Consider the following 19,994-nt stretch of genomic DNA (forward strand, 5'->3'; position numbering starts at 1 on the left):
TTTAGTAAGCGCTTTTACTTGCAAAGCCTCTGAAAATAGTTACAAACACTATTTTTAGATCCAACCAAATCGACCAATTCCGAATATAGTAAAGATCAAATTCAATCCTCTTTTCCATCTTACGAATTGTGTCAGTCTCTCCACGCCAGCCATTCACTTGCGCCCAACCTGTAATGCCAGGCTTGACCAAATGACGCTGCATGTAGCCACTGATTTGATCACGATATAACTCATTGTGAGCAACCGCATGGGGGCGAGGGCCAACAATACTCATTTTGCCCTGCAATACGTTGATGAATTGAGGGAGTTCATCAAGCGAGGTTTTTCTAATAAATGCACCGACTTTGGTAATGCGCGCATCGCCTTTGGTTGCCTGCACCACCACATCGCCATTATCGCAGGTGGTCATGGAGCGAAACTTCCACACGGTAATTTCTTCGCCGTTAATGCCGTAGCGGCGTTGTTTAAAAATTATGGGGCCTTTTGAGGTGAACTTTACTGCGGCCGCAATAAACAACATTGGTACAGCAATCAAACAGAGGATAACCGAGCTTAACAGCACGTCTTCTACGCGTTTAATAACGGCATCAAAAGAGTCAAACGGTGTATCATACACACTGACTACTGGTAGCCCACCTATTTCCTTACTGCGGGCATTGAGCATTTTAAAAGTGAACACATCCGGGACAATATGCACGCAAGAGGAACTGTTAGCCAATTCTTCTACCAACGTTTTAATAGCTTCTTCTTCCCGCATGGGCAGGGCGATATAGATATCATCAAAGTCGCCGTTACGGGCCTGCTTTTTGAGTTGATCAATATTCCCCGTAACTTGCAGGTCTTCTTCCAGCAGTGGATATTGACCAACTGGGACAGTGTCATCGTAAAAGCCAGCTACCTGTATTCCCATCCAGGGACTACCGATAAGACTAGCTGCCAGGGTCACACCGGGCTCCTTGGCGCCGACAATAGCAACTTTGCGGGTGTTAACCCCAGCCCGACGGAACTCCCTCAAGACAATCCGAACAGACACCCGGTAAAAACTGACAGTAATCGGTACCGCAATGGCCCAACTGACCATGATGGCACCACCGTATTCATCGGTGAGATTAAACAGAAAGGCAACAGTCAGCAACGTGCCAAGAACCACTAACCACGTAGTAGCTACCGTGCTAACTTCTTTTAATAAGGATTGACCACGCCATGAAAAATACAAACCGTTTTTATGCGCCACAACATGGTAACTAATAGAAGCGACAAAAGCGGCCACTTGGTAGCACATTTCCCAAGCAATCCCAGCAATGCCAACAAAAATGGACAGCAACCCCCAAATCACCAGTACGTCTGCCAGCTGATGCGCTGCTGTTAGCATTGAATGATGCTGTTTGATAAATCCACCACTGGCAGTGCTTCCCACTGCGCTGACTGGCTCAGACTTCACTGCAATTCCCTCGCATTCCCGTTCTGCTGCTCATATCAATCAGCACCCATTCCATTTCAAAGCAACCTTGCGTGCTATGGCATTAAACACAAATTAACGAGCTTAACCGTCTTCAATCACACGTTTTGGGCATCCGCCTCAATGAGGGGCGCAATTTTGCGCCATTTTCGCGCAAATTCCAACAAAATACGGTAATCGTTAATATCTTGACTTCAGTTAGTTGGCCAGCAATAGCCACTTAGATACGGAATCTGGCCGTACTAGAGTACTCACCGCAACATAGAGCTAGCAATTAATGCGCCACCAAACCAATTTGCAAAAGATATCATCACTAAGCAGACCTCAAGCACTTTAATTAAGACATGTATTGAAGCAACACACGTCGTCGCTATTCATTTGAAGGGCAGAATTGTGGCAGCCCATTGCTACAAAACGATGACGCTAGAGCGCGCCCGCGTTTAATCGCTGGCAGCAAGCCGCTTGAGAATGCCAGCGGCTCAAACCCCAACACCACCCCCGCTTGCACCACAGCTCCGGTCACAAGAAAGAGGCAACGTTTTTACTCGCTAAGAATATGCACAAACTGCATGCCTTGGCACAATTACTGCTTTTCGTCACCCTATTGCCCCATATAATGTGACACCAACAAGGTGGCATCCTGACGCCAGTGGCCGTATGATTGCCAAGCTCCATGCCCCGGTGCGCCCGGCTTACCGCGCTGGTAGGTCATTTAACCAGGTCAAATAAATACGCTCACGGAAGATTTATGCTTACATTGCGCTCTCGTTATTGGTTTGCCGCATCATTGATGCTAGCGCCACTCTTTAGCCACGCAGCCCCTTGGATAAAAGCCACTGACATTAGTGCCCGCAAACACATCGAGTTTCTGGCGGCCAGTGGGATTATCCACACACCCATTACTCAATGGCCTCTGATGTGGGGCAGTATTTTGCCAGATCTGCGGGAGGCACAATATCGAAAGCTCACAGCCCAACAGCAACGAGCTGTAGATCAATTAATGTCGCAATTTGATGAAGACCGTGCACCCAAACAACTCAGCATGAGTGCCGGTTGGGCAGACCAAGACAATACGGTGTTTGGCGGCTTCGGCGACAGCAACAATACCCCGCAATTTGCCAGCGTGTCGGCCAGCTTTGTAGGCAAACGCTGGGCTGGCGAGCTGAATGTTAGTTACGACATTTCCGACTACCCCAGAGAGCAACGCAAGCTGGACCAAAGCTATTTAGCCGGCGCCTTTGGCAACTGGGGAATCACCATTGGCGCTATTGATCGCTGGTGGGGGCCAGGTTGGCAATCTAGCGCGATTCTATCAAATAACGCGCGCCCAGTTCCGGGCGTTTCTTTACAGCGCAACAAAGCCACGCCCTTTGATAGTGCATTGCTTTCTTGGTTAGGCCCATGGCAACTCCAAGCGTTTATTGGACAAATGGAATCAGATCGGGCGGTCCCCGAAGCAAAGCTGCTAGGGCTGCGTATTGCCGTCAAGCCTTTGCAATGGCTTGAGCTGGCTGCTTCACGAACTGCTCAGTGGGGAGGCGACGGCCGGCCAGAGGGTTTCAGTAACTTTGGCGACTTGGTATTGGGTAAAGACAACCGCGGCAGCAGCGGCATTACCCAAGAAAACGAACCCGGCAACCAGCTTGCAGGACTGGATATTAAACTGGCGTTTGCCGTGCCCTGGGGCACCCAAGGTGCCTATGCCCAGCTAATTGGCGAAGATGAAAGCGGTTATGCACCCTCCAGGTACATTTACACGGCGGGATTGGATGGTAGCATCAGGCTTGGCAATAATAGTCTGCAATGGTTTTTTGAGCGCAGCGACACCCGCGCGGAAGCCCTAAAAAGCGAACAACGTTTTAACTATGCCTATGAGCATGGCGCGTATAAATCCGGTTACCGATATCAACGCCGAGCGCTAGGAGCCAGTATTGATAGCGACAGCACCATTAATACCCTTGGGCTGATTTTATTACTTCCCAGAGCCGACTTAGTGCAGTTCAAATGGTCGTCCATTACGTTGAATGCCGACGGCGGCAAAAATACCGGTTTTAGTGGTGAAGGTGACGTAGTGGAGTTGAGCTATCGCACTACGTTATTGAGTAGCGATATTGAAGTAGGGTATCGCCACATTGATGACAGCATTCGCGCACCGGGCCTTGGCGATAATGGCACCGATACCTTGTTTGTTGAAACAACTTGGCATTGGTAATGAACATAGGCGCTATTGCATTGCTTGGCTCTACTAGCTGCTCATATCTTGACTGGATTCCGGATCGCAAAAAGCGCGTCCGGAATGACAACGGTTTGCTATTCTCGTCACAGCTCCCTCACTTTCCGTCTTTCCCGCGAAAGCGGGAATCCAGCAATGACATAAAGCCTATTGCACTGCATAGCGCTACTGGCTCGTATTTTGACTGGATTCCGGATCGCAAAAAGCGCGTCCGGAATGACGGCGATATTAAGTGCTTTAGCAAGACAGAGCTGGCAGCGCAGGCTCGGAATGACGACTATGCTGAGCGCTTTAATGAGATAGGAGCAGCAGGGCACGTCCGGAATGACAGCGATTTGGTATTCTCGTCACAGCTCCCTCACTTTCCGTCTTTCCCGCGAAAGCGGGAATCCAGAAATGACATAAGAGCTATTGCACTGCATAGCGCTACTGGCTCGTATTTTGACTGGATTCCGGATCGCAAAAAGCGCGTCCGGAATGACGGCGATATTAAGTGCTTTAGCGAGACAGAGCTGGCAGCGCAGGTTTGGAATGACGGCGATGTTGAGCGCTTTAGTGAGATAGGAACATCAGGGCACGTCCGGAATGACAGCGATTTGGCATTCTCGTCACAGCTCCCTCACTTTCCGTCTTTCCCGCGAAAGCGGGAATCCAGAAATGACATAAAGTCTATTGCATTGCATAGCACTACTGGCTCATATCTTGACTGGATTCCGGATCGCAAAAAGCGCGTCCGGAATGACGGTGATATTAAGTGCTTTAGCGAGACAGAGCTGGCAGCGCAGGTTTGGAATGACGGCGATATTAAGTGCTTTAGCAATACAGAGCTGGCAGCGCAGGCTCGGAATGACGGCGATATTGAGCATCATAACGAAACGGGACTGGCAACAAGGTGCGTCCGGTATAACAATGATGCTGAGCACTTTAGTAAGGTGACGGCGCAATGAAGATGCATTCAACTCAATTTTATTATTTGGCAGGCAAGGAATAACTGCATGAAAGTTTCAACATTTTTGGCAGGCGCGCTAATTTTAACCACCGCAGGCTGCACGGTGGTGCCTGGTAGTGACATGGGGCGGATCAATTCTGTGTGGTTTGATGACACCCCTGAGGACTATAAACCTGCCAGTACAAACATCGATTACATTCCCATTAATGCCACGGTGTTAAGCCACTTAAAAAGTCAGCCTGACTATATCCCCCAACGCAATGCGGCCTTGGAACAAGCGATAGACAATTATAATTACCGTATTGGCCCTGGCGATGTGTTAACTATTATAGTTTGGGAGCACCCTGAGCTGACAATTCCCGCAGGTTCATTTCGAACAGCCGCTGAAGGGGGGAATGAGGTTAAAGCAGATGGCACCATTTTCTATCCTTATGCAGGCACCATGGCTGTGGCGGGCAAAACCACAGCCGAAGTTCAGCACCTTCTTCGCGATAAATTGAAAGAAGTTATTAAAAAACCGCAGGTAGATGTTCGTTTAGCTGATTTCCGCAGCCAACGTGTTTATGTTAGCGGTGCTGTACAACAACCTGGAGTGGTTCCTGTTACTGCGGTACCGCTAACACTACTGGACGCCATTGAACAGCAGGGTGGCCTGGCTGCTAATGCGAGCTGGCAGAATATTCAATTCACAAGAAATGGTGAAACACGCACGATCTCACTTCAAAAGCTGTATGAAAAAGGCAGCTGGTCAGAAAACCTGTTATTACAGAACGGGGATTTAATTCATGTTCCTAGAAACGATGCCGATAAAATTTTTGTATTGGGTGAAGTCAATATCCCACAAGGTATGCTGATGTCCCGCAACGGCACCACCTTGGCAGAGGCCCTTGCTACCGCCCGAGGAATTAATGAAAACCGTGCTGATGGTCGAGGTATTTACGTGCTACGCAACGCAGGTGTCAGTACAGATGAAGATGGCTTGCCCGTCTATAACGCAACCGTATACCATTTGAATGCTAATTCAGCAGTCGGCTTTATGTTAGCGGACAGCTTTCCGTTGCAGGCCCGCGATGTGGTCTATGTTGCGCCTGCTCCCATTACCAAATGGAACCGTTTTTTAAGCCAGTTGCTACCCACTATTTTGGCGACAGATAGTATTGGTGATGTTGAGAATAATTAATACGCTCCTTGTAGGTTACATAGCTATTTTTATGCCTACCAATTAAGACAGCGCTGCGCATTTATTAATGGAGAGATTTACAGTATGGATTTTTTTGTAGTTGAGGCTTCTTTATGACAAGTCAGAGCTCGGCGCCAACATCTGGGACGCGTCATCAACAGCAAGACGATGAGATTGATTTGCTGGCACTGTTTGGCACTTTGTGGGATCACAAGTTTTTTATTGCTGCTATCACTGCTGTATTTATGGTGCTGGGTGTTGCATACGCTCTGTTGGCGGCGCCGGTATACCGATCCAATGCCATTATTCAAGTAGAGGAGCAAAAACCATCTTTGCCAGGCATGGACGATGTTACCGAAATGTTTGGCGGCGAGTCTGCCGCTGTCACAGAAATTGAGCTCATAAAAAGCCGCGCCGTTATTGGCACAGCGGTGAACAAGCTCAACCTCGATATCATCACCCAACCCCACTACTTTCCGGTTTTTGGTGCAGCAGTATCGCGCCGATTTAACGGGCTGAACGGCGAAATAGCTTCTCCCCTCTTTGGTTTGAATAGCTATGCTTGGGGCGGTGAGAAAATTTCTGTCAGCCAATTTGATGTGCCCACCCGCTTATTCAGTGAAGAACATACTCTGATTGCTGGCGATAAGGGCAACTTCAGTCTTTACTCCCCTGACGATGAACTCATACTTGAAGGCCAGATTGGGCAACTGGCACAAAGCTCGGGCTATGCGCTTTATGTCGCCACGCTTCAAGCCAACCCCGGCACTCGTTTTGAGCTAATCCGCAAGCGCCGATTGAGCGCCATCATTGATTTCCAAGCGGCTGTAGGGGCCAGCGAACGCGGCAAAGACTCTGGCATTATTGCTCTGTCACTGGAGAATACCGACCCCGAAGAAGCAAGCAATATATTAAATGTCATTACAGAAGCCTATGTCCGACAGAATGTAGAGCGACAATCTGCCGAGGCGGCTAAAAGCCTGGAATTTTTACGGGATCAACTTCCTGGCATAAAGAAAGAGTTAGAGCAAGCAGAAAGCCAGCTTAATGAGTATCAAGTAAAAGTAGGGTCGGTGAATATTAGCGCCGAAGCCGAAGTCTTACTGGAACAAGTGGTAGAAATAGAGTCTGCTATTGCAGAACTACAATTACAAAAAGCCGAGCTGGATAGAAAGTACACCTCAGATCATCCCGCCTATCAAGCATGGCGTGAGCAGATGGCCGAGCAAAAATCACGCAAAGCAGAATTGAGCACGCGTATAAAAGATTTGCCAGAAACCCAGCAAGAGCTCATTGGCTTGAAGCGCGACCTGGAAGTGGGCACAGAAATTTACACGCAGATGCTCAATAATATTCAAGAGCTGGATATTGTTCGCGCTGGCACTGTAGGCAACGTACGAATCGTTGACGATGCCGCTGTAAATATTGAGGAACCCGTTAAACCCAAAAAAGCGTTGATTGCAGTTATCGCTACGTTATTGGGTGGCTTTTTGGGCGTCGCCCTTGTATTGGTACGCGCAGCCTTAAATCGGGGCATTGAAAACCCAGAAGATATTGAAGCGTTAGGGCTACCCGTCTATGCATCTATTCCGCTATCTGACGAGCAAAGAAAGCTAGACCGTGTAGATGACAAAGGCAAGCGCCTTCGCAAAGCAAAACACTTACACCCCAATGCCTTGCTCGCGCAACGCAACCCAACCGATATTACCATTGAGAGCCTGCGAAGCCTTCGCACCAGCTTACACTTTGCCATGATGGAAGCACCCAATAACATCATGATGATCTCTGGCCCCAGCCCCAATGTGGGTAAGTCGTTTGTTTCAGGCAACCTTGCCGCCGTGGTAGCCCAGGCAGGCCAAAAAGTGCTACTGATCGATTTGGACCTTCGCAAAGGCTATATGCACAAAATGTTTGATACCAGTCCAGAAAATGGCGCATCAGATGTTTTAAGTAAGCGCATTTCATTAGCTGAAGCTATCAAATCCACCAAGGTTGGCGAGCTCTCCTTTTTACCTCGAGGCACTATTCCACCCAACCCTTCGGAATTATTAATGAGCCAAGGCCTTAGTGATTTATTAAACGAAGTGAAGGATCAATACGATCTGATTATTGTCGATACCCCACCGGTTATGGCCGTTACTGACGCGGCCATTGTCGGTCGGCATTGTGGCGTAACTATGCTGGTGACCCGTTTTGCAATGAACCCAGTGAAAGAGCTGGAAGTCACCAAACAACGCTTTGAACAAAATGGCATTACCGTTAAAGGCGTTGTTTTAAATGCCGTAGAACGAAGGGCATCAGCGTATGGATATGGCTATGGCTATGGCTACTACCATTACGAATACAAATCCGATAAAACTTAAGGCACAAAGGGCTTGATATGCGGATAGCAAGTTGCGCATTTTGCAATGCAGGCTTGCTTGAGGCATTGGGGAAATTTCGCTAGTATTCCCCGCCCATAGCCCTTAGGCTGAACTTATGAAACGTATCGTCTATCCAGGCACTTTTGATCCCATCACTCGTGGCCATATCGACTTGGTTGAGCGGGCCAGCCGTCTGTTTGACACCGTTGTACTGGCGGTGGCCCACAGTGAAAAGAAAAAGCCTATGTTTGACTTGGCCGAGCGGATGCAGCTTTGTGCTGAAGCACTGTCTCATTTAAACAATATTGAGGTATGTAGCTTTACGGGGCTCACCGTTGAGCTGGCGAAAGCGCAAAACTGCGGCATTATTTTGCGCGGGGTGCGCACTGTGGCTGACTATGAATATGAGCTGCAGCTAGCCAATATGAACCGGGCGCTAGACCCCAGCATTGAGACGGTCTTTTTAACGCCTGGGGAATCCCTTTCTTACGTGTCCTCTTCGCTACTCCGGGAAATTGCTGGCATGGGCGGTGACGTGTCCCGGTTTGTGCCTGACAACGTCATGCGCGCCCTGAACTCCCGATTTGCTAAACGAACGTAATCGGGGCTGTTATGGCGTTAATGATCACCGATGAATGCATCAATTGCGATGTCTGCGAACCGGAATGTCCCAACGAGGCCATTTACCAAGGCCTGGATATTTATGAGATAGACCCCAGCCGCTGCACTGAATGCGTCGGACATTTTGATGAGCCCCAATGTCAGCAGGTTTGCCCAGTTGATTGCATCCCCCTCAACCCTGAGCATATTGAGACTGAAGACCAGCTTTTGGAGAAGTACGAAACGCTGATTGCTGTTGGATGAGCCGATTGCCTTCTGCTGCTACCTACGGCCTGATTTATTGAGCCTCCGGGATGACGGGGGTAGCGTGTCGCCATTTTCCCTAATGTCGTCATACCGGCCTCCGAGCCGGTATCCAGTAAACCACCATGCCATAAATATTCTCTGAGGTTGAATTCAGGTCCGAGCAACTGGATCCCGGCTCGCCTGCGGCGTCCGGGATGACAGGGGGGTACATCCGGGATGGACTATGGCGAGGCCCCGAGGGTCAGGATGACGGGGCGCTACAACCACCCTTGTCGTCATACCGCCCCCTCTACGTCATACCGGCCTCCGAGCCGGTATCCAGTAAACCACTGTGCCATGAATAGTCACCGCGGTTGAGTTCAAGCCCGAGCAGCTGGATCCCGGATCGCTGCGCGTCCGGGATGACGGGGGGGAGTTGGTACACCCGGGATGAACCATGGCTAGGCCCCGAGGGTCAGGATGACGGGGCGCTACAACCACCCTTGTCGTCATACCGACCCCCGGCTCGTAGGCCGGGGCAGGCTCCACTCCGTCATACCGGCCTCCGAGCCGGTATCCAGTAAACCACTGTGCCATGAATAGTCTCTGAGGTTGGATTCAAGCCCCAGCAGCTGGATCCCGGCTCGCTGCGCGTCCGGGATGACGGGAGGGGGAAGTTGGTACGCCCGGGATAAACTATGGCTAGGCCCCGAGGGTCAGGATGACGGGGCGCTACAACCACCCTTGTCGTCATACCGCCCCCTCTACGTCATACCGGCCCCTCTACGTCATACCGGCCCCTCTACGTCATACCGGCCCCTCTACGTCATACCGGCCTCCGAGCCGGTATCCAGTAAACCACTGTGCCATGAATAGTCTCTGAGGTTGGATTCAAGCCCCAGCAGCTGGATCCCGGCTCGCTACGCGTCCGGGATGACGGGAGGGGGAAGTTGGTACGCCCGGGATAAACTATGGCTAGGCCCCGAGGGTCAGGATGACGGGGCGCTACAACCACCCTTGTCGTCATACCGCCCCCTCTACGTTATACCGGCCTCCGAGCCGGTATCCGGCAAACCACTGTGCCATGAATAGTCACCGCGGTTGAGTTCAAGCCCGAGCAGCTGGATCCCGGATCGCTGCGCGTCCGGGATGACGGGGGGGAGTTGGTACATCCGGGATGGACTATGGCGAGGTCCCGAGGGTCAGGATGACGGGGCGCTACAACCACCCTTGTCGTCATACCGGCCCCTCTACGTCATACCGGCCTCCGAGCCGGTATCCAGTAAACCACCATGCCATGAATAGTCCCCGAGGTTGAATTCAAGCCCCAGCAGCTGGATCCCGGATCGCTACGCGCCCGGGATGACGGGATTTACAGCATCTCTTTGTCGTCATACCGACCCCCACTCCGTCATACCGGCCTCCGAGCCGGTATCCGGCAAACCACTGTGCCATGAATAGTCACCGCGGTTGAGTTCAAGCCCGAGCAGCTGGATCCCGGATCGCTGCGCGTCCGGGATGACGGGGGGAGTTGGTACATCCGGGATGGACTATGGCTAGGCCCCGAGGGTCAGGATGACGGGGCGCTACAACCACCCTTGTCGTCATACCGCCCCCTCTACGTCATACCGGCCCCTCTACGTCATACCGGCCTCCGAGCCGGTATCCAGTAAACCACCATGCCATGAATAGTCCCCGAGGTTGAATTCAGGTCCGAGCAACTGGATCCCGGCTCGCTACGCGTCCGGGATGACGGGAGGGGGAAGTTGGTACGCCCGGGATAAACTATGGCTAGGCCCCGAGGGTCAGGATGACGGGGCGCTACAACCACCCTTGTCGTCATACCGACCCCCGGCTCGTAGGCCGGGGCAGGCTCCACTCCGTCATACCGGCCTCCGAGCCGGTATCCAGTAAACCACTGTGCCATGAATAGTCTCTGAGGTTGGATTCAAGCCCCAGCAGCTGGATCCCGGCTCGCTGCGCGTCCGGGATGACGGGAGGGGGAAGTTGGTACGCCCGGGATAAACTATGGCTAGGCCCCGAGGGTCAGGATGACGGGGCGCTACAACCACCCTTGTCGTCATACCGGCCCCTCTACGTCATACCGGCCTCCGAGCCGGTATCCAGTAAACCACCGTGCCATGAATAGTCCCTGAGGTTGAATTCAGATCCGAGCAACTGGATCCCGGATCGCTACGCGTCCGGGATGACGGGAGGGGGAAGTTGGTACGCCCGGGATAACAGGAGGAAGTTGGCACGTCTGGAATGACGGCAAGTTTGGGTGGGGCGCTGCACGTCCGAAATGAAGGAAGATTGAGAGCATTTCTACACGTCCGGAGCAACAAAATATTGAAGCGATGACTACCGTATTTGAGTAAAAAATAAAAAGTAAGGATTTAAATCAAAAAAATTTACAGATTTCTTTGCAAATTCTGACACGGCGTCTATATTCTTAAGGTGGCTTAGGATGAGCCTTTGGCATGGAAGGCACTCTCAGGACGAGAGGTCAACACGGGATGGTTTGGCGTTGCCAAGGAGGCGACTGCTTTTCTGCCACCTTTTTATTAGCCGGCTTCTTTTAACAAGAAGCTTACGCACTTTGCTTTACAACATCTGACATAATTATCTGCCCCTGCTTGATCCTTCGCTTTAGCAAGGAGGCTAGCGTATGCATCAACCTGCTGTTTATATTTTGGCCAACCGCCGAAATGGCACTTTGTATACTGGGGTGAGCGCCGATTTGCCCGGCCGGATTTGGCAACATAAACAGCATTTGGTAGAAGGATTCAGTAAACGCTATCAAACACATTTACTAGTGTACTTTGAATGCCATAGCTCTATGTATGAAGCGATTGCCAGAGAAAAACAATTAAAGCGATGGCGGCGGCAATGGAAGCTGGAATTAATAGAAACAATGAATCCTAATTGGCAAGACCTGTACGACACCTTATTTTAAGGCCTTTCCCGAATTTTAATGTATTACCCACTGCCATTATTTCTTTAAAAGGCTTCAGGCTAAAACACTAAGACCTCGCCACATCGAAGGACTAGACAATACACAAAGACCCCGTCATCTCAGCCGGGATATAGATACACTGCGCTAAACTAACTCCCCATGCCCTTTTCTCGCACAGTGGTTTACTGGATACCGGCTCGGAGGCCGGTATGACGACATTAGGGAGGATCGGCAACATGCTCCCTTCGTCATCCCGGACACCGCAGGTGAGCCGGGATCCAGCTACACGGTGCTAAACTAACTCCCCATACCCTTTCCTGCACGGTGATCTACTGGATACCGGCTCGGAGGCCGGTATGACGACATTAAGAAAAATCGGTGACACGCACGTTCCTTTCGTCATCCCGGACGCGACAGCGAGCCGGGATCCAGCTGCTCGGGCTTGATTCAACCTCGGGGACTATTTATGAGACGGTGGTTTACTGGATACCGGCTCAAAGCCTGCCCCGGCCTACGAGCCGGGGGCCGGTATGACGACATTAAGAAGAATCGGTGACACGCTCCCTCCGTCATCCTGGACGCCGCAGGTGAGCCGGGATCCAGCTACGCGGTGCTAAACTAACTCCCCATGCCCTTTTCTCGCACGGTGGTTTACTGGATACCGGCTCGGAGGCCGGTATGACGACATTAGGGAGGATCGGCAACATGCTCTCTTCGTCATCCCGGACACCGCAGGTGAGCCGGGATCCAGCTACACGGTGCTAAACTAACTCCCCATGCCCTTTTCTCGCACAGTGGTCTACTGGATACCAGTTCAAAGCCTGCCCCGGCCTACGAGTCGGGGGCCGGTATGTCGACATTAAGAAGAATCGGTGACACGCACGCTCCCTTCGTCATCCTGGACGCGACAGCGAGCGAAAAGGACATGGAAAAAGCCAAAAACCTGTTCTTCGTCATCCCGGACGCGATAGCGAGCCGGGATCCAGCTGCTCGGGCTTGATTCAACCTCGGGGACTATTTATGACACGGTGGTTTACTGGATACCGGCTCGGAGCCTGCCCCGGCCTACGAGCCGGAGGCCGGTATGGCGATATAAGGAAGTAATCCCCCTGGGAATACCGAGCGAGCTGGTGACACTCACTGCCGTTACTATCGACATTTTGAGAGGCCTTCTAACTTTCCGATAGGGCTTGGACTCAGTACTATGGCTCATCCCACCAACAAAACACGGTCTGACAATGCGATTGTTTCTGTTTTTTACCATCCTGCTCATCTCCTTCGCGGCCCGCGCCAGCGATCCGTTGATTGTGCCGGAAGCGGCTAGCGGTCTGACCGAGAACAAATCGGCAAGCTACAAAACAGCCATCGCCGTCACGGCTAATCCTTACGCCAGCGAGGCAGCAAAGGCGATTCTTGCCCAAGGGGGATCTGCCGTAGACGCCGCGATTACCGCGCAGCTGGTACTGGGTTTGGTTGAACCCCAGTCCTCGGGAATTGGTGGCGGCGCATTTATGCTGCACTGGGATGCCCAGACACAGCAATTGAGTAGCTGGAACGGCAGAGAAACGGCACCAATAGCAGTGGAGGAGTCGCATTTCCTCAATCAACACGGGAAGCCCATGGGCTTTTTTGACGCGGTAATCGGCGGCCATGCGGTGGGCGTGCCGGGCGTCATCGCCATGCTCGACGCAGCCCATAAAGAGTATGGGAAGCTGCCTTGGGCAAGACTTTTTCAGCCAGCCATTGATCTTGCTCAAACCGGTTTTACCCTCTCTCCTCGCCTCCATACCTTGCTGAGTAAAATGCCAAAGGTTGCGGTAAACCCAGAGATCAGCCAATATTTTTTTAACAATGGCCACGCTAAGCCAGTCGGCACCTTGCTAAAAAACCCCGCCTACGCGGAAAGTTTGGCCCTGATTGCGCAAGAAGGAGCAAGCGCGTTTTATCGTGGTGCCCTGGCTAAAAAAATCGTCGCCGCCGTGCAGAGCGATCCAAACCGTTCGGGCAAATTGCAACTCACCGACCTCGCCGATTACCACGCTCAACGTAATGAAGCCGTGTGCACGAGTTTTATGGCATATCAGGTTTGTGGTGTGCCGCCGCCCTCTTCTGGTGGCACAACCGTGTTGGCAATTCTTGGAATACTGCAGTCTTTGGATATTGCCGATAAGCCTTCAGCAACACCCCATGCATTTATAGAAGCCTCCCGTTTGGCCTTTGCTGATCGCAATCATTATGTGGGAGATCCGGATTTTGTGCCGGTCCCAACACTCGGCATGGTGGACCACCGTTATTTAAAACAACGAGCGGCACTGATTGGCACAAAAGCCCACCAAGGAAGCTTTCTCCCCGGCAAGCCACCCGGAGCGCAGCCCAGACAAACAACGCCCTCTCCCGAGCTGCCTTCTACCAGTCATTTCAGCATTGTAGATACGCAGGGTAATGTGGTCAGTATGACCACCAGCATCGAAACCGCCTTTGGCTCCCGGATCATGGTGGGCGGCTTTTTGCTGAACAATCAGCTGACGGACTTCTCCTTTTCACCCATCAACGACGAGGGCGAAAAGGTCGCGAATCGCATTCAAGCAGGCAAACGCCCTCGCTCGTCGATGTCGCCCACTATTGTTTTTAAAGATGGTCAGCCCGTACTTGCTATAGGTAGTCCTGGCGGCGCCAGAATTATCGATTATGTTGCCCTGAGTTTGTATCGGATTCTCGCCCAAGGTGACAGCCTTAGTAATGCCATTTCCGAAGGGCATATTGTGGCAATGGGCGAGCAGGTAGAACTTGAGCGTGGACGGTTTACTCCGGGTAGTGTCACATCACTACAACAACTAGGGCACCGCGTAAAAGAAAGCGATCAAACCAGCGGTATTCATGCTGTTCGTATTACAAAAGACGGTTTAGAAGGCGTTGCAGACCCTCGGCGCGAAGGCACCATAGCCGGGTTTTAAGCTCGCGGTGTTCTCTTGGCCCCGGCTAGGAGGAATGTTTTGGTACCGGCGCTTACTCAACGTCTGGCGGCTTTCTGGATACCGGCTCAGAGGCCGGTAGGACGACGTAGGGCAGGTTGATGGCACTCACAGCTTTTACCGAAGGGCGGCATCACAAAACAAAAACGCTGGTACACACTCCCTCCGTCATCCCGGACGCGATAGCGAGCCGGGATCCAGCTGCTCGGTGTTATGTTTTTACTACAGGTAGATATTCATAGCGCGGTGGCTTTCTGGATACCGGCTCGGGGGCCGGTATGACGACATGAGGGCTGTCATCCACGTCTTACCGAAGACTGGCATGACTACACGAGGAGAGTCGGCCAAGCTCTCCCCCACTCATCCCCGCAGAATAATAACCCTCACCCCGTCATCCCGGACGCGATAGCGAGCCGGGATCCAGCTGCTCGGTGTCATGTTTTACTACAGGTAGATATTCATAGTGCGGTGGTCTTCTGGATACCGGCTCGGAGGCCGGTATGACGACATGGGGAGAGTCAATAGTAAGCACTGTCTTTACCGAAGACTCGTATAGCGACACGAGATGAGTCGGCGGCACACCTCCTCACTCATCCCTCGAAGAATAATAACCCCCACCCCGTCATCCCGGACGCGATAGCGAGCCGGGATCCAGTTGCTCGGTGTCATGTTTTTACTACAGGTAGATATTCATAGTGCAGTGGTCTTCTGGGTACCGGCTCGGGGGCCGGTATGACGATGCAGGGAGGGTTGATAGTAAGCACTGTCTTTACCCAAGGCCCGTATGACGACATGGGAATTGTCATCCACGTCTTACCGAAGACTGGCATGACGACACGAGGAGAGTCGACCAAGCTCTCCCCCACTCTCCCCCGCAGAATAATAACCCTCACCCCGTCATCCCGGACGCGATAGCGAGCCGGGATCCAGCTGCTCGGTGTCATGTTTTACTACAGCTAGATATTCATAGCGCGGCGGTCTTCTGGATACCGGCTCGGAGGCCGGTATGACGACATGGGGAGAGTCAATAGTAAGCACTGTCTTTACCGAAGACTAGTATAGCGACACGAGATGAGTCGGCGGCACACCTCCTCACTCATCCCTCGAAGAATAATAACCCTCACCCCGTCATCCCGGACGCGATAGCGAGCCGGGATCCAGCTGCTCGGTGTTATGTTTTATTACAGGGAGATATTCATAGTGCAGTGGTCTTCTGGATACCGGCTCAGAGGCCGGTATGACGATGCAGGGAGGGTCGATCGTAATCACTGTCTTTACCAAAGCCCTATGACGACGTAGGTAGGATTGAACCTACAAAACGACAAGGCACGTTTTTTAACTTATTGGTTATTTTTTCCGTATGCGCTGGCCATTCAGTTAATTAGCGCTACACTTATTTTTACATTCTTTGCAACGCCATGGATTGGCATTATGAAAATAGCGGCAATTTATATTCTTTATGATCCATCGGCCGGAGGTCGGTTGTATTTAGATGCCACGGCGGATTTGCAAAAGCGCCTTTGGGCACACAAGCATGCCCCGCCCAATCACGCAATTCGTAGCCTGCCAGAGCACACGCTCGTCTATTACGAAATTTTAGAAAACATGCATCAGGCGCTAATGCGAAAACGAGAAATTAAGCAAAGTGGCTCCCACACTAATATACGAATGATCAAGCAAAGCAATCCGGAGTGGCGGGACTTGTCTGCAGAGATTGCCAAGCAAGCCGGAGCTGTACATCCGAACCCACTGACTTAACGCTGGCAGCGACCACAATATACGGTTGTTCGCTGAGCGAGGCGTACCTCTTTCAAAACCGCTCCGCATGCAGGGCAGCCCTGCCCGCCTCGGCCATAAACCTGTAGTTCTTGTTTAAAATAACCGGGCTTACCATCGCCGCCGACAAAATCTTTTAAGGTGGTACCGCCTTGAATAATGGCGTTTGCTAGTACCTGTTTAATAGCCTGCACCAACAGCAGCAAACGGGCACGGCTCACAGAACCCGCACTGCGGTTGGGATGAATGCCCGCCATAAACAGCGCTTCATTCGCATAGATATTACCCACCCCGACCACTATCTTGCCATCCATCAAAAAGCTTTTGATGGGCTGTTTTCGACCTTTAGCTTTGGTCTGTAAATACTCGGGGGTGAAATCCTCCGACAACGGCTCAGGGCCTAGATGACTCAACAGTACGTGCTGACTGTATTCCGTTCCTGGCATCCACAGTACTGCGCCAAAGCGCCGAGGATCTGTATAGCGCAATACCCGACCGCTATCGAGCAGCCAGTCGATATGATCGTGCTTGGCCACTGCCGCATCGGCCTCTACCAAATACAGTCGCCCCGACATGCCCAAATGGATAATGAGCCAACCGCTGGCAAACTCAAGGAGCAAGTATTTTGCCCGTCGCTGAACAGATAGCACTTGCTGCCCTATCAACACATCGCCCAAGTCATCTGGCACCGGCCATCGCAAACTGGCATTGCGCACGGTAACGGCACGAATAGCGCGCCCCAATAAATGCGGTGACACGCCTCGGCATACGGTTTCGACTTCGGGTAACTCGGGCACGCGACTCTCTCAATATGAAATTTAATGACAGGCAGCAAGATACCAGCAGCGTCACAGCAACAAAAGTGTGATCTTGACCAGGTTTTGGGCACAATAAGGCCTTTTATATGAAACAGGCGGGGCATGAAGAACGCGACCAGCAACACTTTTCTCGGCGTGGATACCGGGGGCACATTTACTGATTTCGTGACGGTCAACGAAGATGGTCTGCGCAGCTATAAATGCCCCTCCACCCCCGACCACCCGGAACAGGCTATTCTCAGTGGTATTGCCGCGCTAGGTTTAAACGATCATGTTACCGATGGTTCTCTGGTGGTCGTTCATGGGTCGACCGTCGCCACCAATGCCGCGCTAGAAGGCAAGGGCGTTAAAACCGCCTTTATCACCAATCGCGGCTTTGCCGATATGCTCAGTATTGGCCGACAAACCCGCGCTGAACTCTATAACCTTCGTCCCGAATATACGCCACCGCCCGTGCCCGCTGAACTTTGTCTTGAAACCGGCGGCCGCCTTGATGCTCAAGGCAATATGATTGAGCCACTGACCGAAGCGGATCTCGCCGCTCTGCAAAACCAAATAGCCAAACTCCAGCCTGAGGCGGTAGCGATTAATCTGCTGTTTTCATTTCTGGACGCCAGTGCCGAACACGCCATTGCCGCCGCCATGCCCGCCTCGGTTTTTGTCAGCCGCTCCTCTGCCATTTTGCCGGAATACAAAGAATATGAACGGGGTATGGCTACCTGGCTTAACGCCTGGCTGGGACCCAAAGTGGCCGATTATTTAACCGCATTACAACGCGCCCTGGCGGGCACACCCTTGTCGGTGATGCAGTCCTCCGGCGGCACCCTGGATGCTGAAAATGCTGCCCAACGCGCGGTTAATTTATTGTTATCCGGCCCCGCCGGCGGCCTTGCTGCCGCCCGCCAACTGGGTATTGACCTGAACCGTCCCAAATTAATGACCTTTGATATGGGCGGCACCTCCAGTGATGTTGCGTTAATCGATGGCGATATCAAACTGACCAGCGAGGGCAAAATCGGCCCCTATCCCGTGGCGGTTCCCATGGTTGATATGCACACCATTGGCGCGGGCGGTGGCTCCATTGCGTTTATTGACGATGGCGGCCTGCTTCGAGTCGGGCCGGAATCTGCGGGGGCAAGCCCCGGCCCGGCCTGCTATAACAAGGGCGGCCTTTGCGCCACCGTGACTGACGCCAATATGGTGTTAGGGCGCATCCCCGCCGACGCTAAACTGGGCGGCGATATGCCCCTGAAACTCGACCTTGCCCAGCGCGCCGTCGCGAACCTGGCCCAACAGCTATCGCTGGGGATAGAAGCAACCGCTCAAGGCATTATCGACATCGCCAATGAACATATGGTGCGAGCACTGCGCGTGATCTCTGTACAACGCGGCCACGATCCAGCCGACTTCAGTTTGAGCTGTTTTGGGGGAGCGGGCGGCCTCCACGTTTGTGCGCTGGCAGAAGCCCTCGGCAGTCGTGAAATTATTATCCCCAACAATGCCGGTGTCTTTTCTGCATTGGGCATGCTCCAGGCTCCACGGGAGCGACAGCTATCGAAAACCCTGAACCAAAGCCTTAAGCAAGATAAAAATCTAGCCCAGACCCTAGGGGCAGAGCTAAGTAAACTAGCTGATACTGGCAGAGAGCAACTGCTTAAAGAGGGAGCCATCGCGAATACGCTACACACCTCAGCCAGCGTAGACCTTTGCTACCAGGGCCAAAGCTACACCCTCAACCTGCCCTGGGACCAAAACATCGCTGCATTACAAAAGGCATTTCATCGCGCCCATCAAGACCGCTACGGTCACGAGTTAGCATTGCCCGTACAATTAATTAATCTTCGTCAGGCGGTGCGTGCGCCCTCCGCGCTGGCATCAATACCTCAGCACAAGTACCTCACTGCCGGGGAAGCCAGCGATACACTCACCGTCGCCTTTCTCAATCAAGCGGTACCTCGCTATCAACGAACTCAATTAGCCATCGGCCAACGCATTGCCGGACCCGCACTAATTTGCGAAGAAGTTGCCACCAGTTGGCTGGCACCAAACTGGATCGCAACGGTGGTCGATAACGGCCATTTACTGCTGCATCCAACTACCACCGACAAAGCCACTGTAGACAGCCACTAGCGATAAGGCGTAAAACTTAAGGCACCTCTTATTAATTCGATGATATCTCAAGCTTAGCCAAAAGCGGCTCAACAAGGCGCCGACATGAAGGAATGCTGGTTGCCTTTCAAGTGGCGGCAACGCAGTTGAGCCGCTTTTGGCTAAGCCCCGAGGGGCGGGCCTCTGGCGCACACTGGACTGCGTTGCCATGCTCATTAAGGACAACCAGCCTTAATCTCGGCAACTGCTCCTGCGTTGCGCTATCTCCTGCATCCATGCAGTCGTTCGCATCGCGCCTTGCCAGTGCGCGCCAGAGACTCCGTTGAAACATTA

General features: G+C 52.3%; 12 protein-coding genes. 10 read left to right on the plus strand and 2 right to left on the minus strand.

Going from position 1 to position 19,994, the window contains the following annotated elements:
* Position 1 precedes the first annotated feature (1 nt).
* Positions 2–1,441, minus strand: coding sequence for an undecaprenyl-phosphate glucose phosphotransferase (locus IMCC21906_RS00785; protein WP_052763287.1), 1,440 nt, complete (start codon positions 1,439–1,441; stop codon positions 2–4).
* Between the two features lie 766 nt (positions 1,442–2,207).
* Between IMCC21906_RS00785 and IMCC21906_RS00790 the strand changes: the two genes are divergently transcribed.
* From IMCC21906_RS00790 to IMCC21906_RS00830, 9 genes are all read left to right on the plus strand, one after another.
* Complete coding sequence (locus tag IMCC21906_RS00790; protein WP_052763288.1) at positions 2,208–3,671, plus strand: capsule assembly Wzi family protein; 1,464 nt, start codon at positions 2,208–2,210, stop codon at positions 3,669–3,671.
* Positions 3,671–4,639 carry a hypothetical protein gene (locus IMCC21906_RS00795; protein ID WP_047010568.1) on the plus strand — a complete coding sequence of 323 codons (969 nt, stop codon included), beginning with the start codon at positions 3,671–3,673 and terminating at the stop codon, positions 4,637–4,639. Before IMCC21906_RS00790 ends, IMCC21906_RS00795 begins: the two co-directional genes overlap by 1 nt.
* A gap of 48 nt (positions 4,640–4,687) precedes the next feature.
* Positions 4,688–5,821 carry a polysaccharide export protein gene (locus IMCC21906_RS00800; protein ID WP_047010569.1) on the plus strand — a complete coding sequence of 378 codons (1,134 nt, stop codon included), beginning with the start codon at positions 4,688–4,690 and terminating at the stop codon, positions 5,819–5,821.
* Between the two features lie 113 nt (positions 5,822–5,934).
* A complete protein-coding gene (locus IMCC21906_RS00805; RefSeq protein ID WP_047010570.1) occupies positions 5,935–8,184 on the plus strand; it encodes a polysaccharide biosynthesis tyrosine autokinase in 2,250 nt (749 codons plus the stop codon).
* A 115-nt stretch (positions 8,185–8,299) separates the two neighbouring features.
* Complete coding sequence (gene coaD / locus IMCC21906_RS00810; RefSeq protein ID WP_047010571.1) at positions 8,300–8,785, plus strand: pantetheine-phosphate adenylyltransferase; 486 nt, start codon at positions 8,300–8,302, stop codon at positions 8,783–8,785.
* An 11-nt stretch (positions 8,786–8,796) separates the two neighbouring features.
* Positions 8,797–9,048: a YfhL family 4Fe-4S dicluster ferredoxin gene (locus IMCC21906_RS16540; RefSeq protein ID WP_082117294.1), complete on the plus strand. Its 252-nt coding sequence runs from the start codon at positions 8,797–8,799 to the stop codon at positions 9,046–9,048.
* 2,650 nt (positions 9,049–11,698) lie between these two features.
* Positions 11,699–11,986, plus strand: a complete 288-nt coding sequence (locus IMCC21906_RS00820) for a GIY-YIG nuclease family protein (protein ID WP_047010573.1) — start codon at positions 11,699–11,701, stop codon at positions 11,984–11,986.
* A 1,238-nt stretch (positions 11,987–13,224) separates the two neighbouring features.
* The gene (ggt, locus tag IMCC21906_RS00825) at positions 13,225–14,940 is read left to right on the plus strand and encodes a gamma-glutamyltransferase (protein ID WP_047010574.1); all 1,716 of its coding nucleotides are present in this window, start codon (positions 13,225–13,227) and stop codon (positions 14,938–14,940) included.
* Positions 14,941–16,263: 1,323 nt separating this feature from the next.
* On the plus strand, positions 16,264–16,716 hold the full coding sequence (locus tag IMCC21906_RS00830; RefSeq protein ID WP_047010575.1) for a hypothetical protein: 453 nt from the start codon (positions 16,264–16,266) through the stop codon (positions 16,714–16,716).
* On the opposite strand, the gene mutM is transcribed toward IMCC21906_RS00830, so the two are convergent.
* A complete protein-coding gene (mutM, locus tag IMCC21906_RS00835; protein WP_047010576.1) occupies positions 16,713–17,531 on the minus strand; it encodes a bifunctional DNA-formamidopyrimidine glycosylase/DNA-(apurinic or apyrimidinic site) lyase in 819 nt (272 codons plus the stop codon). The genes IMCC21906_RS00830 and mutM overlap by 4 nt on opposite strands.
* A gap of 123 nt (positions 17,532–17,654) precedes the next feature.
* On the opposite strand from mutM, the gene IMCC21906_RS00840 reads away from it, so the two are divergent.
* Positions 17,655–19,682, plus strand: coding sequence for a hydantoinase/oxoprolinase family protein (locus tag IMCC21906_RS00840; protein ID WP_047010577.1), 2,028 nt, complete (start codon positions 17,655–17,657; stop codon positions 19,680–19,682).
* The last annotated feature ends 312 nt before the right edge of the window (positions 19,683–19,994 follow it).

Source organism: Spongiibacter sp. IMCC21906, from assembly GCF_001010805.1.
GTDB lineage: Bacteria > Pseudomonadota > Gammaproteobacteria > Pseudomonadales > Spongiibacteraceae > Spongiibacter.

What these genes read in the sequence shown, in the direction of transcription:
- IMCC21906_RS00790 (WP_052763288.1), top strand. Translation starts at nt 2,208, where the DNA reads ATGCTTACATTGCGCTCTCGTTATTGGTTTGCCGCATCATTGATGCTA.
- IMCC21906_RS00795 (WP_047010568.1), top strand. Translation starts at nt 3,671, where the DNA reads ATGAACATAGGCGCTATTGCATTGCTTGGCTCTACTAGCTGCTCATAT.
- IMCC21906_RS00800 (WP_047010569.1), top strand. Translation starts at nt 4,688, where the DNA reads ATGAAAGTTTCAACATTTTTGGCAGGCGCGCTAATTTTAACCACCGCA.
- IMCC21906_RS00805 (WP_047010570.1), top strand. Translation starts at nt 5,935, where the DNA reads ATGACAAGTCAGAGCTCGGCGCCAACATCTGGGACGCGTCATCAACAG.
- coaD (WP_047010571.1), top strand. Translation starts at nt 8,300, where the DNA reads ATGAAACGTATCGTCTATCCAGGCACTTTTGATCCCATCACTCGTGGC.
- IMCC21906_RS16540 (WP_082117294.1), top strand. Translation starts at nt 8,797, where the DNA reads ATGGCGTTAATGATCACCGATGAATGCATCAATTGCGATGTCTGCGAA.
- IMCC21906_RS00820 (WP_047010573.1), top strand. Translation starts at nt 11,699, where the DNA reads ATGCATCAACCTGCTGTTTATATTTTGGCCAACCGCCGAAATGGCACT.
- ggt (WP_047010574.1), top strand. Translation starts at nt 13,225, where the DNA reads ATGCGATTGTTTCTGTTTTTTACCATCCTGCTCATCTCCTTCGCGGCC.
- IMCC21906_RS00840 (WP_047010577.1), top strand. Translation starts at nt 17,655, where the DNA reads ATGAAGAACGCGACCAGCAACACTTTTCTCGGCGTGGATACCGGGGGC.